This is a genomic window from Pseudoalteromonas sp. Z9A6 (assembly GCF_011378805.1).
GTDB classification, from domain to species: Bacteria; Pseudomonadota; Gammaproteobacteria; order Enterobacterales; family Alteromonadaceae; genus Pseudoalteromonas; species Pseudoalteromonas distincta.
In genome coordinates this window covers 42,774-57,506 of the sequence record NZ_WTKZ01000017.1, presented here as the reverse complement: position 1 = coordinate 57,506, position 14,733 = coordinate 42,774, and the positions used below count along the sequence as shown (strand labels likewise).

Here is a 14,733-nt window from a genome sequence, read left to right as displayed (position 1 = left end):
TTAGCTATTACTAGGATGTAACTACGTGCATATTTTTTCAATTATTTTTCCGCTCATTTTTATTGTTGCGCTTGGTTATAGCTGTTGCCGATTAAAATTTTTCGACAAGCAGCATATCGCAGGCCTGAGTAAGTTTACTTTTTATATTAGTTTGCCAGCTTTTTTATTATTAAATATGTCGCAAATTAACTTACAGCAAAGTATTAGCCTTTTTGCATTTTTGAGCTTTTACATACCTGTTTTGAGTGTATTTGGGGTGGGTATATTAATTGATCGCTTTTATTTAAGTAAAAAACATTTAAAAAACTACCAACAACACGGTGTATTTGGACTTGCTTCTAGCTATTCAAATATGGTGTTAGTGGGTATTCCTATTATTATTGCCTCGCTTGGCAAAGAGATGATAGCCATTGCATTTATGATCATTACTTTTCATAGCACATTGTTATTCGCACTTACATTTTTAATAGGCGCTAAAGGTAGCAGCGATAAATTTTCGTGGTCGCACTTTGGAAAAAGTATGGTACTAAATCCTATTGTACTGAGTATTGGGTGCGGGCTTATATTAAACATATTAGGAGTTACACTGTTTAGCGACTTAGCAAATAGTTTGGAGCTATTAGCTAAACCAGCAATTGCCTGTGCGCTATTTGTACTTGGTGCAAATTTAGCTTTTTATAAAATAGCTGCAAATTGGCAACCGGCTTTAATAGCATCAATTTTAAAAATATTTTTATTGCCTGCATTAGTTTTATTGGTAGGCACTTATGTATTTAAGCTAGACACGCAAATACTTAATGTATTGGTACTTTTAAGTGCGTCCCCTGTTGGCGTAAATGCTTATCTTATTGCGACTCAAATAAAGCAACATGAAGCTACTCTTGCTGGGGCTGTCGTACTTTCTACTATCTTAAGTGTTATTAGCTTTACGTTTTGGCTAGCTTTACTACTTTAGCTTACAAACCGCCGGCTACATCAACAAAGCTACCCGTTGTAAAAGAAGCGTGCTCTGAAGCTAAAAAGTAAATTGCTACAGCAACTTCCTCGGGTGTACCGCCTCTGCCAAGGGGTAATTTACTTTTAAGACGATCGACTCGATTTTTTTCACCGCCATCGCTATGCATATCAGTGTAAATAAGCCCAGGTCTAACCGAGTTAACTCGAATACCTTTACTTGCCACCTCTTTTGCCAAGCCAATAGTAAATGTGTCCATTGCACCTTTAGATGCTGCATAATCAATGTACTCATTAGGAGAGCCCGTTTTAGCGGCCCCCGATGAAACATTAACAATACTACCGCCATTTCCCATTCGCTTTATTGCCTCACGGCTACATAAAAAAGCACTGGTAATATTTGTAGTCAAAACTTCGTTTATGCGCTCAGCACTCATTTCTAACAAGGGCATTTGTGGTTTTAAAATACCGGCGTTATTTATTAGTACATCAAGTTGGCTAAATTCTTTATCAATAAAATCAAACAACGCCAAAACATCTGCCTCTTTCGATACATCTGCTTTTATAACTTGAGCTCTAACGCCAAAGCTTCTTACTTGATCGGCTACTAGCTTCGCACTAGCTAAATCAGCTTTATAATTAATGCAAACATCATAACCATGCTTTGCAAAATATAGTGCGGTAGCTGCGCCAATACCTCGGCTAGAGCCTGTGATAAGTACAACGGGGGGAGCGATTCATTAAAGCTATTATTCTTTTAAAGCTGCGACTACTGAAATTTCAACAAGTAGTGCTTCACGTGCCATTTTAGCTTCCACACAGGCACGTGCTGGTGCATAACCCTCGGGTACCCATGCATCCCATACTGCATTCATATCAGCAAAGTATTCCATGCTCTTTACATAAATAGTCGCGCTAAGCATATGTTCTTTTGAACTCCCTGCTTCATCAAGCAGCGCCTCTACTTTATCAAGCATAGTTTGAGTTTGCTCTTTAATACCTTTTTGCGCGTCGGCGCATACCTGCCCACATAAATACACAGTGCCATTATGTTTTACTATGCGGCTCATGCGCGCACCTGTTTGTAAGCGTTCTATCGTCATAATACTTTTCTCAATTATTTAAAGGTTTTCTGGGGCATTTATACTTATATAACTACTACGCTGGGTTTGCTCATCATAACTAATAACAGCAACAGCACCTGTATTAAAAATTGGCATATTACCAGGGCTTAATTGATCCACTAAATAACTTACAATAGGCATGTGTGCCACTATAAGCCATGTATTGCATTGGGGATGAGTAGCAATAAGCGTTTCAAGATAGTCAGCAGCAATTTGAGGTTTGCCTTCGGGGATAATATCGGACGTGGTTTCGCTAAATTTAAATACGTTATTTTTAGCCACACCTGCAGCTGTTTGCTGTGCACGAATGTAAGGACTAACTAACAGTGCATCAGGGCAATGTGCTTTACTGAGCCAAAGGCCCATTTTTTCAGCTTCATCGTGCCCTGTTTGGGTTAAATTTCTACCTGCATCATCAGCCTGCATGGGTGTTGCTTCGCCGTGGCGCATTATTAGGATTGTTTTCATAAAAAATCAACCGATTAAAGAATATAAAACAGTAGCCAGTTTGCCCATTTGTCAGCTATATTAACAACATAAATCTATTTATTTCTAAATAATTCTTTCATGAGATTCAGGTAAATCTTTAAGCTGTATTTCGCTTTCCTGAAGCCATCATCTGTTGTTAACAAGTAAACGTTTAGTTTCAGGAGCATCATTTGAATATCAGCCGCAATGATAACAGAGCATACCGCGCCTTTACACTGGACAATGGTCTAAAAGTACTATTAGTGCAAGATAAAGATTCTACAAAAGCGGCAGCATCAATGGCAGTTAACGCCGGGCATTTTGACGATCCTCTTGATAGGCAAGGCCTAGCACACTTTTTAGAGCACATGCTTTTTTTAGGCACTGACCAATACCCAGATTCAGGCAGTTTTAATAATTTTGTTTCGCAAGCTGGCGGGAACACTAATGCGTGGACTGGCACTGAGCATACCTGTTACTTTTTTGATGTTAATAACCAAGAATTTGAACAGGCGCTTACCCAATTTAGCCGTTTTTTTATTGCGCCACTTTTAAATTCAGCCGAAACAGAAAAAGAACGCAACGCAATTGAAGCCGAGTTTAAACTAAAAATAAAAGACGATGGTCGCCGTATTTATCAAGCCCACAAAGAAACGGTAAATCCAGCTCATCCATTTGCTAAATTTTCTGTAGGAAACCTACAAACCTTAGCTGACAGAGAGCGCTGTATTAGTGATGAGCTTCGCGACTTTTTTAATAGCCAGTACCAAGCTCAGTGGATGACTTTAGTTATTTGCGCAAACGAAACATTAGACACACTACAAAGCTGGGCACAAACTTACTTTGGCGCAATTAAGGGTAATAAAAACCTCAAAAAGCCAGAGATCAGTGAGCCCCTCTATCGCAAACAAGACATAGGAAAAATACTCCATATTGAGCCGCATAAGCATATGCAAAAACTTATCATAAGTTTTGCTATGCCTAATATTGACGACTTTTATCGCCACAAAACAGTGAGTTTTATTGCCCATTTACTTGGCTATGAAGGCGCGGGTTCTCTTTATTCTATTTTAAAAGAGCAAGGCTGGATAAACGCGCTTTCTGCTGGCGGTGGTATTAATGGCAGCAACTTTAAAGACTTTAATATTAGTTTAGCGCTTACCGATGAAGGTATTGAATACTTCGAAGACATTATTGAAATGGTGTTTGAATACATTTGCTTAATTAACGATAACACCGAAAAATTGCCGCGTTTATATCAAGATAAAAAAAATCTATTACAAATAGCATTCGATAACCAAGAAAAGTCACGCTTGATTGATTGGGTCAGTAATTTAAGCATTAATATGCAGCATTACGATGAAGCAAACTACGTGCAAGGCGACTATTTAATGGAAGGCTTTAAAAAAGCGACCCACGAAATGGCCATGCAGTGGTTAACGCCACATAATATGCGCATCGTACTTATACATCCAGATGTAGAGCCTGAACATAAAACCGCATGGTACAACACACCATATAAAGTAGAACATATTTCACCTAGTTGGCTTGATGCACTTAGCGAGATAAATAAACCGCTGAGCGAAATGCTGCTGCCTACCGCTAATCCTTATTTAACAAAAGAAGTGGTGTTATTTGATGTCATAAAACCACAAACAAAACCCGAGTTATTAGTAAAAGAACCCGGTTTTGATTTTTGGTTTAAACAAGACAACACATTTCGTGTTGCTAAAGGCCATTTTTATTTGGCCATGGATTCTGATTTTGCCGTAAAAGATGTAAAACATATGGCACTCACCCGCTTATTTACAGATTTATTTATGGATAGCGTGGGCGAGCAATTTTATCCTGCAGAACTTGCAGGTCTTAGTTACCACTTAACCTCGCATCAAGGTGGGTTAACTCTACATACCGCTGGGCTTTCATCTAGCCAGTTAGAGCTTGTTGATCAATTAATAGATGCTTTATTTAATGTAGAAATTTGTGCAAAACGCTTTGCTGAATATAAAAAACAGCTTGTAAGGCATTGGCGCAATAGCAACCAAAACAAACCAGTCAGTGAGTTGTTTAGTATTTTAGGCGCAAAAATAATGCCTTGGAACCCACAACCTGGGGAGCTTGCATCGGCATTAAAAAACACTTGTTTTCAGCAATTTAATGAGTTCAGAACAGACTTTTTTAAAGCACTACATGTTGAATCATTTTTACATGGTAACTGGCAGCAAAGTGATGCATTAGCCTTTCAAAAAAAGGTCGCCGAACACCTAAAAAACGCAGCCATAATTGAAGATTTAAGACGCCCTCTTTTTGAAATTAAAAAAGTAACTCGCTATGAGTTAGAACTTCCTTGTAGCGACCATGCCATGGTTGTTTACTATCAAGCGCAAACGGATTGCGTGGCCGAAAAAGTAAAAATGATGGCGTTAAATCATTTAATTAATCAAGATTACTTTAACGAGTTACGAACAACACAACAGCTAGGTTATTTAGTGGGCGCAGGTTATGCACCTTTTAACACACGTGCTGGAATAGCATTTTATGTGCAGTCACCTAAGTTTGATGCAAAAACATTATTGCATCGACATAACAGCTTTATTAAAAACTACCTTGATAACATCGATGCACTTGATGAAAACGATTGGCAACAGCAAAAGCATGGCCTTAGTACTCATATTGCAGAAAAAGATAAAAACTTGCGCCTGCGCTCACAACGGTTATGGCTTGCTATTGGTAATAGAGATCACGAATTTCATATGCAGCAGCGACTTTTAGATGCCCTAAACGCGCTAACACTAAGAGAAGTAAAAGTTTATGCACTAAGCCTATTTGATGATGATAGACCAAGATATGAGCTTTTAAGCTCGGCAAAAGTCACTAAATCTCAAAATATGCCCGTTTACTCTCAATCTCTTTGACTCTAGGTTTAGCTTGTTTTAAATTATCATTTGTAAATTAGAAGTAATCAAAAATGATAAAAACAATAATAAAACTAAGCATGCTTGTAGTACTTGCTTACTCATTTGAGCTTTTTGCCTTTGAGTCATCACTTAATTACAACTCTGACAATATACTTATACTAGCAAGCGCCATTATAGCGCTTGCTTTGCCCTACCTGTTATTTGTAATCCACAAACTTAGACGTTCACGCCGCCAACTTCGACTTTCGGAAAAACGCCTTAAAAGTACCGTAGAAGGTAGCGGCGATACACTTTGGGACTGGAACATAAAAACAGGCGAAGTTATTCGTATTAACGATAAGTACTTAATGGACTCAACTACCTTAATGGGGTTTCCACCAAATAAAGGCCTTATCCATCCTCACGATATTAATAACGTTGAGCACTTGTTAAAAGTGCACTTTGCAGAGCAGTCTGCTTTTTTTGAAGCCACCTACCGAATCAAAGATACTTTTGGTCGTTGGCACTGGGTGCTCGACCGCGGAAAAATAATTGAAAAAGACGCCAACTTATCACCCCTTAGAATGACAGGTACCGTTCGCGATATATCACAGTTAAAATCAACTGAAGAGCGCTTAAACCTTTTTGCAAAATGTGTTGAGTCGCTTACTGACGCCTTAGCAATTTACGATAAAAACTTTAAACTGGTTGATATAAACCAGTTTAAAGTTTTTTGAGTCGCTTACTGACGCCTTAGCAATTTACGATAAAAACTTTAAACTGGTTGATATAAACCCTAGCTTTTTAACCTTGTTTGGTGGCGTACGCGAACAATACTTAGGAAAAGAATTTAGCCTATCTGGGTATGAGCCAAGCTACACAAACAGAATTATTGAAATAGTAAAAGAGCGCGAACATATTCAACAAGAAGTGAAGCTTCGTAATAGTGAGCGTATTTTATTACCGATAGAAATATCCATAGATGAAATTAAAAACGATCAAAATCAAATAACTAATTATGTCGTTGTATATTCAGATTTAACAGAGCGTAAAAAAGCAGAATCGCAATTACATAACTTATCGAATCGAGATCGCACAACCAGTCTGCCTAACCGAAATTTATTTTTTACTGATTTGCATAAACTAGTAAAACTCAATTCGCATCACGCCTTGCTTGTATTCGATTTAGATAACTTTAAAAAAATAAATGACTCGTTAGGACATCAGCTAGGTGACAGCTTATTAGCTAAACTAGCAATGCGCTTAAATAAACTAACCCGCGAAAATGATGTGTTTTATCGTTTAGGCGGCGATGAGTTTGCTCTGGTAATGTCTGACACTAACGACATACATGTAATTACACGCATGGCTAAACAGTTTTTAGCGGCCATTGCTACACCATTTAAAATGGCAGGCCACGAACTGGCAATCACCTCAAGTGTAGGTATTGTATTATTCCCTGAAGACGGTAATACGCCTGAACTGCTTTTAAAAAATGCAGATACCGCCATGTATCATGCTAAAAAGAAAGGTAACAGCTACTTATTTTTTAACGACACGATGAACCGTCAAGCCGTTAAACGACTGCAAATTGAAAACCTCATGCGCTTTGGTTTAAAAGAAGATCACTTTGAAGTGTACTACCAACCAAAAATGAATATTCGCACAGGCAAGCTAACCGGAATGGAAGCATTAGTGCGCTTTATTACACCCAAAAAAGGCATTATTAGTCCGGGAGTTTTTATACCTATAGCCGAGGAAACGGGCCAAATAATTGAAATTGGTGAAGTGGTATTAAACAAAGCCTGCAGAGACGTAAAAGAATGGGTAGATAGCGGTTTATTTAGCGGCCGAGTAGCTGTCAATTTATCAGCAAAGCAATTTAGCCTCCCCGATTTAACCTCTCGTATTGACGTTATTTTGCAAAAAAATGAATTACCTTCTTACTTTTTAGAGCTTGAAATAACAGAAGGTACTGTAATGGATGACCCTAAAGAAGCCATTGCAATTATGCGTTCGTTAAGTGCCCGAGGTATTCATTTAGCAATGGATGATTTTGGTACTGGTTATTCATCATTAGCGTATTTAAAGCAATTTCCACTTAATACACTTAAAGTAGATAAAGCATTTATAGATGACATGACCAACGAACGTGGCCGTAATATGGTCGACTCAATAGTCACTATTGCACATAACCTTGATTTACATGTAGTGGCTGAAGGTGTAGAACAAGCTCATCAAATTGATATACTCAAAAAGCTTAATTGCGAAACAGTACAAGGTTATTACTATTCTAAGCCTCTATCAAAAAGTGAATTTACTGAATTTTTAAAGCAACAACAAACTAAAGCAGCCCCAAGCTTAATTAGAAAAAATAAAAATGTGGCGTCAATAAATTAAGGGCGCCATATACACGCATTTATTCCTACATTTCTTACTAAAGCACGACGATAATGTAGATTAAACAAGCACCAGGCTACAGGTCCAAGTAAACCGCCTAAAATCAGCCATCGCTTAATTGGCATGCCTTTTTTAATGGTTTCTAAATACATTAAAGCTATAAATGCACTGCTTAGTAAAAATATAAACAAAATCACCCTTTAAAGTTGCTCAAAAATACGGCGCTTATTCTAACGCTAACGTGATTAAATTTAAAGCAACAAATCCCCCGCGTGCACAAAAAAGCCGAAGCTGTTAAACACAGATTCGGCTTTTAAAATTATAATTTACAAGTTACTTTTCAGCACGACCCATAAATTTGTGTTCAACAGTATTAATACGGATACGGTCACCTGTTGAAATATGCTCTGGCACAGAAATATTTAAGCCAGTTGACATACGTGCAGGTTTTGAACGCGCACTCGCAGATGCACCTTTGATAGATGGGTCTGTTTCTTCAACAACAAGTTCAACACTTGACGGTAAATCAAGCCCTACTGGCGCGCCATCAATAACAATTACGTGTACGCCTTGCGTTTCTTCATTAACAAACTGAATTTCTTCGCTAATAGCATCTTTGTTTAAGTTGTAAGGCGTATAATCTTCATTATCCATAAACACATACTCGTCGCCATCAATGTACGATAGCATTACTTCACGGCGTGTTAAATCAGCCAGCGTTAGCATGTCACTGTCTTTGAATGTTTCGTCAACTTTACCACCGGTTACCACATCGTATAAACGCATACGGTATAAACTACCACCAGCACGACCTTGCGGCACAGAGCGCACAATATCTTTTACAACTAAAACGCGGCCATTGAAGTCAATAGCAGTACCTTTTTTAACATCACTCGCCTTTGGCATGTGTGAATTCCTATTATTTTTTTGATTGGCAGAAACATACCACGAACTGGATTTTGTTCAACTAAAATTACGTTGGTTTTACGCTACATGTTGTATTAGCTTGTAAAATTTTAATTTATACTAAAATACATATAATCAAATGTGAAAAAAACTGCTATGGTAGCTTTACCGAGTATGACTTCAAGGAATGGATCATGGACCAGAAAAAAGTACATGAGTATTTAGTTAAAAAACCACTTGTTCAGGTTACAAAACCATTTGCGCAAGAGGTTGATGTATATAAAGTGAATCATAAAATGTTTGCGACTCTTGCTATTGGCAATGACGGTCAAACTAATGATGATGGTGAGGTTATTTGGTGGCTTAACTTAAAGTGCGATCCTGATGAAGCAATATCATTGCGTGATACTTTCCCGGCAGTGATCCCTGGTTACCATATGAATAAACGCTTATGGAACACAGTAATTTTAGACGGCACAATTGCACAAAGTGAAATTGAGAGAATGATTGATAACTCATTTAATTTAGTCGTAGAAAACATGCCAGAAAAAGACCGCAAAGCTATCGCACTTCACTTGTAGCACTTTTTGGGCTAGGCTACTAGCCCATTAAAACCTTACACCTTAAGCGTATAAATTAAATCGTCGTATAACTTTTCGCCTATTGTATGCACTTTAAAAAGTGTATCGGTATGGGTTAAGCCGCACTTACTAAGCACCTTTTCAGAACCAACATTGCCACGCGTTACGACTGCTTTAAACTGCCTAATACCACATTCTTTCCAAGCCCAATCAATCACAGCTCTTAACGACTCTGTCGCGTAGCCTTTATTAAAATACTCTGGCAATAATAAATACCCAAGCTCTGCGGTTTCTCCGTCATAGGCAAAGCCTGTAACACCCACAGGTTGTTTTGTTTGATTATTAATAATGAGTAAACACAGTGGATGACGTGATTTAGCATTCCACTTAGGCAAGCGTATCTCAAAGCGGTTTCTTACCAGTGACTCCATTGGCATATCAAAACAATACTTAAGGACTTGAGGATCGCGATGAAGCGCTAGAAAAAGAGGCCAATCAGACTCTTCTATTTGGTACATGCTCAATCTTTGTGTAAATAATGTCATTAAGCTCCTCATTTAAATATTAAAAATCATAAAAAAACCGCATTTAAATGCGGTTTTTATAAACAGTAGAAACTTTATTCTTTCGTTTCAATCTCTTTAGTAACTTCAGGCTCAGTGACACTTTGCTCTTGTGGCTCAGTGCTTTGTACTTCAGGAGCTACAACCTCAACAGTTGCTGCATTATAAAAAGTAGTACCAGAGCTTGCCATTGTTACCAGTGACTCACATGGAGCAAAGTTAGCATCGCTGTTAGCTAATGTAGACATATCAGAGCTTATTTTACTTGCGCCTAATTTATCCATATAGCTAAACGGGCCACCTAAAAATGGTGGAAAACCAATACCAAATATTGCACCGATGTCGCCATCACGAGGGCTTGCAATAATACCATCATCTAAACAGCGTACTGCTTCGTTAAGCATTTGCGATACACAACGCTTAGCAATTTCGCTCTTGTTTAAACGTGGAGCCGAGGTAACACCCAATAGTTCGTAAACTGACTCATCAACCTTTTTGCCTTTTTTATCGTATTCATAAAAACCACGACCAGACTTACGGCCAAGGCGTTTTGAATCAATCATACGCATAAATGCATCAGGGCCTTTAAAACGCTCGCCTAATTCTTTTTCAAGAATTGGGGCAATTTTAGAGCCAATATCAATACCTACTTCATCAAGTAGAGCCAGCGGGCCTACCGGAAAACCAAACTCAACAAGCGCCGCATCAATCTTTTCAATTGGCTCGCCTGCTAACATTAAGTTAGCAGCTTCGTTCAAGTAAGGCGCTAAAATACGGTTGACGTAAAAACCGGCCATATCTTTTACAACAATTGGCGTTTTACCTTGCTTACGTGCAAAGTTAACAACGCGGGCAATGGTCTCTTGAGACGTACCTTCGTGTGGAATAATTTCCACTAATGGCATTTTTTCCACTGGTGAAAAGTAATGCAAGCCAATTACATTTTCAGGACGTGCTGCCTGCGCTGCAATTTGCGATATTGGTAATGATGACGTGTTACTTGCAAAAATTGTATTTGCTTGGCATTGCTGCTCTACGTCTGCAACCATACCTTGCTTAAGTGCAAGGTCTTCAAACACCGCTTCTATTACTAAATCAATGTGTTTAAAGCCACTGTAGTCAGTTGTACCTGTAATACGGTTCATCGTTAACTGCACATCAGCTTTAGACATAATACGACGCTTAAGACGCTTATCTAAAATTTTGTAGGTGTAGCTCATTGCATTACTAATGCCCTGCTCTGCTACATCTTTAATACGTACCGGTACTTTAGCTTTAACAGCACTTACGTGCGCAATGCCTGCGCCCATTAGTCCACCACCTAAAACAGCAGTTTTGCTTATTGCGGGTGCGTCATCATTGCGCCACTCTTTTTTCATTTCAGTGGTTGCAAAGAAAATACCGCGAAGCGCTTTCGATTCGTCACTCATTACAAGTGTTGCAAAGCTTTCAGCTTCTGTTTTATACGCTTTTAGCTCATCAAGCTCTACACTAGCTCGCACTGCTTTAATAATAGCTAGTGGTGCTGGGTAGTGCCCGCCCGTTTTTTTAAGTACGTTTTCTTTTGCTTTTTTAAAGATAAAGTTACGACCAAACGGGTTTGACTCTAGTAATTTACTAATATTGTCGAGCTTTGGCTCTTTTGCTTGTGGCTTTTTCTTAGTCGCAAATTCTTTTGCAACTTTTAGCAGCACACTGTGCGGTACACAGTCATCAAGCACACCTGCTTTTTTAGCTTGCTTAGGGCGAATCTGTTTACCTGTTAGCATCCACTCTAGTGCTTTTTGAATACCAACAATTTTAGTTAAGCGTTGGGTGCCGCCGCCACCAGGAAGTAAACCAAGTTGTACTTCTGGTAAGCCAATTTTTGTTAAATCACTGTCGGTACCAACACGGTAATCACATGCTAAAGCAAACTCTAAACCACCACCTAATGCAGCGCCATGAATCGCACTTACTGTTGTGTATGGCAATTTTGTCATATCAAAAAACGCTTGATGACATAGCTCGCTAATAGCTAAAGCATCTTCACGCTTTTGAACGCTATCGAGCATTTTTACATCGGCGCCCGCGATAAAGTTATCGCTTTTTCCGCTTATAAATACCATGCCTTTTACATTTTGCGACTTAGCGTCTTCTAGTAACGCTTTTAAATCATCGGCAAAACTGCTGCGCAGGGTATTCATTTTCTCACCCGGCACATCAATCGTTACCACGGCGATTTTATTTTCATCTACCGCTAAATTAAATACTGAATCTGTCATTACGCGCTCTCCAATACAAAGGCTGCACCTAAACCACCAGCAGCACACGCTGTTGTTAATGCTAAACCGCCACCACGACGTTTAAGCTCGTGTAAGCTTTGCGTAATTAAGCGTGCACCTGTTGCTGCAAATGGGTGACCATATGCTAAAGAGCCGCCGTTAACGTTAAACTTATCCATGTTAATTTCGCCAATTGCTTTGCTGCGACCTAAATGCTCTTGTGCAAATTTGTCTGAAGCAAACATTTTCATATTGGCAAGTGTTTGCGATGCAAACGCTTCGTGCATTTCAATTAAATCTAAATCAGCAAGCGTAATACCCGCTCTATCTAGTGCAATAGGCGTTGAATGAGCTGGGCCCATTAACATGTCTTTTTCTACGCCAATTGCCGAAAATGCAAAGCTACGTACGTAACCTAGTATTTCGTAGCCCAGTGCTTTTGCTTTGCTTTCGCTCATCATAAGTACGGCCGCCGCACCATCAGTTAATGGTGTTGCATTTGCCGCGGTAACAGTACCGTGCTGACGGTCAAAAACAGGTTTAAGCTTGGCGTAGCCTTCAACCGTTGAGTTTTTACGAATGTTGTTATCTTCTGAAATAAAGCTTTTATATGGCGGTAAATGCGCCGTCATTACTTCATCTTTTAACTTTCCATCAGCCCATGCTTGCGTTGCAAGTGAGTGAGAACGATGCGCTAACGCATCTTGATCTTCACGGCTAATATTATGTGTTTTAGCCATTTGCTCAGCAGTTTGCCCCATTGAAAGGCCTGTTGAGTACTCTGCAACTGCAGGAGGCACTGGTAATAAATCTTTTAAGCGCAGTTTTGAAAATATTTTTAAACGTTGACCAAGCGAACGCGCTTTATTTAAATCAACTAAGCTGCCTGCTAGCTTTTTACTAACACCAATTGGCAGTACTGATGACGAATCTGCGCCGCCTGCAATACCTACGCTTACAGATCCCGCCATAATAGACTCAGCTACATTAGCGATAGCCTGAAAGCTGGTAGCACATGCGCGCGATACAGAATATGCATCAACCGATACCGGCATACCTGTGCCCAATACAATTTCACGTGCAATATTTGGCGCTTCTGGCATTTGTACTACTTGACCAAATACAAGTTGATCAATTTCTGACTTATTGAAATTTAATCGTTCAAGCATTTCGTTAACCACCAATTTACCCATATCAAGTGCTGGTACATGGTGAAACGCTGTTGCTTGTTTTGCAAAAGGTGTACGTAAGCCGCTAACGATGGCAATACGGTCGCCCTTTGGTGTTTTTAGTATGTTTTGCTCAGACATTTATGCTCTCCCGCTGACAGGTCTGACCTGTTTGTTTTCCTCGATTCTAAACAACCCGTGCCCTAAAGCCAATAGATAAACACAAATTTATATAAACAGTGTTTAATTACGACTATCACAATAGGCTTTTTTAGACGCATTTACAAAGTTTTGTGGTACGCTAAAAATCGTTAAAAAATAACGAACTATTTTAAAAAATACAGTCTAACTCTTGAGTTACCCAATTATAAACCTTATAAATAGGTCAGTATTTATCACCTAACACTATTAGGTACAAACCCAGCTGACGAGGACAGTCCACTTATTATGGCAGCTAACGCATTTTCACAATTAAAAACGTACTTAGATACACAAATCATTGGCCAGCCAGAGCTTACACAAGCGCTACTTATTGCTATTTTAGCTGATGGTCACTTATTAGTAGAAGGCCCTCCTGGGCTTGCAAAAACACGTGCAGTTAATGCACTTGCTAAAGGTATTGAAGGCTCATTTCAGCGCGTACAGTTTACGCCAGACTTATTACCGGCTGATGTAACAGGCACCGATATTTACCGCCAACAAACTAGCGAGTTTGTATTTGAAAAAGGTCCTCTTTTTCACAACCTAATTTTAGCTGACGAAATTAACCGTGCACCAGCCAAAGTACAATCAGCACTATTAGAAGCCATGGCAGAGCGCCAAGTTACCGTGGGTAAAAATACTTATCCGCTTAGCGAACTGTTTTTAGTTATGGCAACGCAAAACCCGCTAGAGCAAGAAGGGACTTACCCGTTACCAGAAGCCCAGCTGGATCGCTTTTTACTGCACCTAAGTATTGGCTACCCTGGCGCAGAGCATGAGCTTGATATACTACGTTTAACACGTGGCGAAGCGCTTAACGAGCAACAACCAGTAATGCAAAAAATTAGTCAAAGCGATTTATTTGCAGCTCGTAAAGAAATATTAGGCCTTTATTTAGCAGAGCCGCTTGAGCAATATTTAGTACAACTTATTATTGCCACCCGTGAAGGCGCTAAATTAGATGCGCAACTAGGTAGCTGGATTGAGTTTGGTGCAAGTCCGCGTGCAACAATAGCACTTGATAAATGTGCTCGTGCTCATGCATGGCTTCAAGGCCGTGACTTTGTAGCACCTGATGATATTCAAGCTGTTGTGCATAACGTACTGCGTCATCGCATTATTTTAAGTTACGAAGCCCAAGCCGATGGCATTACTAAAGATCAAGTAATAAGCCGTATAGTTGAACTTGTAGCCGTACCATAAGTT

At 39.2% G+C, this 14,733-nt stretch carries 12 protein-coding genes and 1 pseudogene; 5 read left to right on the top strand and 8 right to left on the bottom strand.

Annotated elements, in window-relative coordinates:
* Positions 1–25 precede the first annotated feature (25 nt).
* Positions 26–955, top strand: coding sequence for an AEC family transporter (locus GQR53_RS08885; protein ID WP_165743675.1), 930 nt, complete (start codon positions 26–28; stop codon positions 953–955).
* Position 956: 1 nt separating this feature from the next.
* On the opposite strand, the gene GQR53_RS08880 is transcribed toward GQR53_RS08885, so the two are convergent.
* The 3 genes from GQR53_RS08880 to sixA are packed head-to-tail and all read right to left on the bottom strand — an operon-like array spanning position 957 to position 2,546.
* Positions 957–1,691, bottom strand: coding sequence for an SDR family oxidoreductase (locus GQR53_RS08880; RefSeq protein WP_165743691.1), 735 nt, complete (start codon positions 1,689–1,691; stop codon positions 957–959).
* Between the two features lie 12 nt (positions 1,692–1,703).
* Positions 1,704–2,057, bottom strand: coding sequence for a RidA family protein (locus GQR53_RS08875; protein WP_165743672.1), 354 nt, complete (start codon positions 2,055–2,057; stop codon positions 1,704–1,706).
* A gap of 18 nt (positions 2,058–2,075) precedes the next feature.
* Positions 2,076–2,546: a phosphohistidine phosphatase SixA gene (sixA, locus tag GQR53_RS08870; RefSeq protein WP_165743671.1), complete on the bottom strand. Its 471-nt coding sequence runs from the start codon at positions 2,544–2,546 to the stop codon at positions 2,076–2,078.
* 191 nt (positions 2,547–2,737) lie between these two features.
* On the opposite strand from sixA, the gene GQR53_RS08865 reads away from it, so the two are divergent.
* Complete coding sequence (locus GQR53_RS08865; protein ID WP_165743669.1) at positions 2,738–5,461, top strand: insulinase family protein; 2,724 nt, start codon at positions 2,738–2,740, stop codon at positions 5,459–5,461.
* Between the two features lie 53 nt (positions 5,462–5,514).
* Positions 5,515–7,843: pseudogene (locus GQR53_RS08860) on the top strand (EAL domain-containing protein).
* Here the strand turns inward: GQR53_RS08860 and GQR53_RS20850 are convergent.
* Entirely contained in the window at positions 7,840–8,034 is a 195-nt protein-coding gene (locus tag GQR53_RS20850) for a hypothetical protein (RefSeq protein WP_231619956.1), read from the bottom strand. The pseudogene GQR53_RS08860 and the gene GQR53_RS20850 overlap by 4 nt on opposite strands.
* Positions 8,035–8,176: 142 nt before the next feature.
* Positions 8,177–8,749, bottom strand: coding sequence for an elongation factor P-like protein YeiP (yeiP, locus tag GQR53_RS08855; RefSeq protein WP_165743667.1), 573 nt, complete (start codon positions 8,747–8,749; stop codon positions 8,177–8,179).
* A 194-nt stretch (positions 8,750–8,943) separates the two neighbouring features.
* Between yeiP and GQR53_RS08850 the strand changes: the two genes are divergently transcribed.
* Positions 8,944–9,330 (top strand): MmcQ/YjbR family DNA-binding protein, encoded by a 387-nt coding sequence (locus GQR53_RS08850; protein ID WP_024596739.1) that lies wholly within the window; start codon positions 8,944–8,946, stop codon positions 9,328–9,330.
* 35 nt (positions 9,331–9,365) lie between these two features.
* Here GQR53_RS08850 and GQR53_RS08845 read toward each other — a convergent pair whose 3' ends face one another.
* The 3 genes from GQR53_RS08845 to fadI form a co-directional block, all read right to left on the bottom strand.
* Positions 9,366–9,875, bottom strand: coding sequence for a GNAT family N-acetyltransferase (locus GQR53_RS08845; RefSeq protein WP_165743665.1), 510 nt, complete (start codon positions 9,873–9,875; stop codon positions 9,366–9,368).
* Between the two features lie 74 nt (positions 9,876–9,949).
* The gene (gene fadJ / locus GQR53_RS08840) at positions 9,950–12,157 is read right to left on the bottom strand and encodes a fatty acid oxidation complex subunit alpha FadJ (protein ID WP_165743664.1); all 2,208 of its coding nucleotides are present in this window, start codon (positions 12,155–12,157) and stop codon (positions 9,950–9,952) included.
* Complete coding sequence (gene fadI, locus GQR53_RS08835; RefSeq protein ID WP_165743662.1) at positions 12,157–13,467, bottom strand: acetyl-CoA C-acyltransferase FadI; 1,311 nt, start codon at positions 13,465–13,467, stop codon at positions 12,157–12,159. Before fadI ends, fadJ begins: the two co-directional genes overlap by 1 nt.
* A 306-nt stretch (positions 13,468–13,773) precedes the next feature.
* On the opposite strand from fadI, the gene GQR53_RS08830 reads away from it, so the two are divergent.
* Positions 13,774–14,730: a MoxR family ATPase gene (locus GQR53_RS08830; protein ID WP_004335627.1), complete on the top strand. Its 957-nt coding sequence runs from the start codon at positions 13,774–13,776 to the stop codon at positions 14,728–14,730.
* The last annotated feature ends 3 nt before the right edge of the window (positions 14,731–14,733 follow it).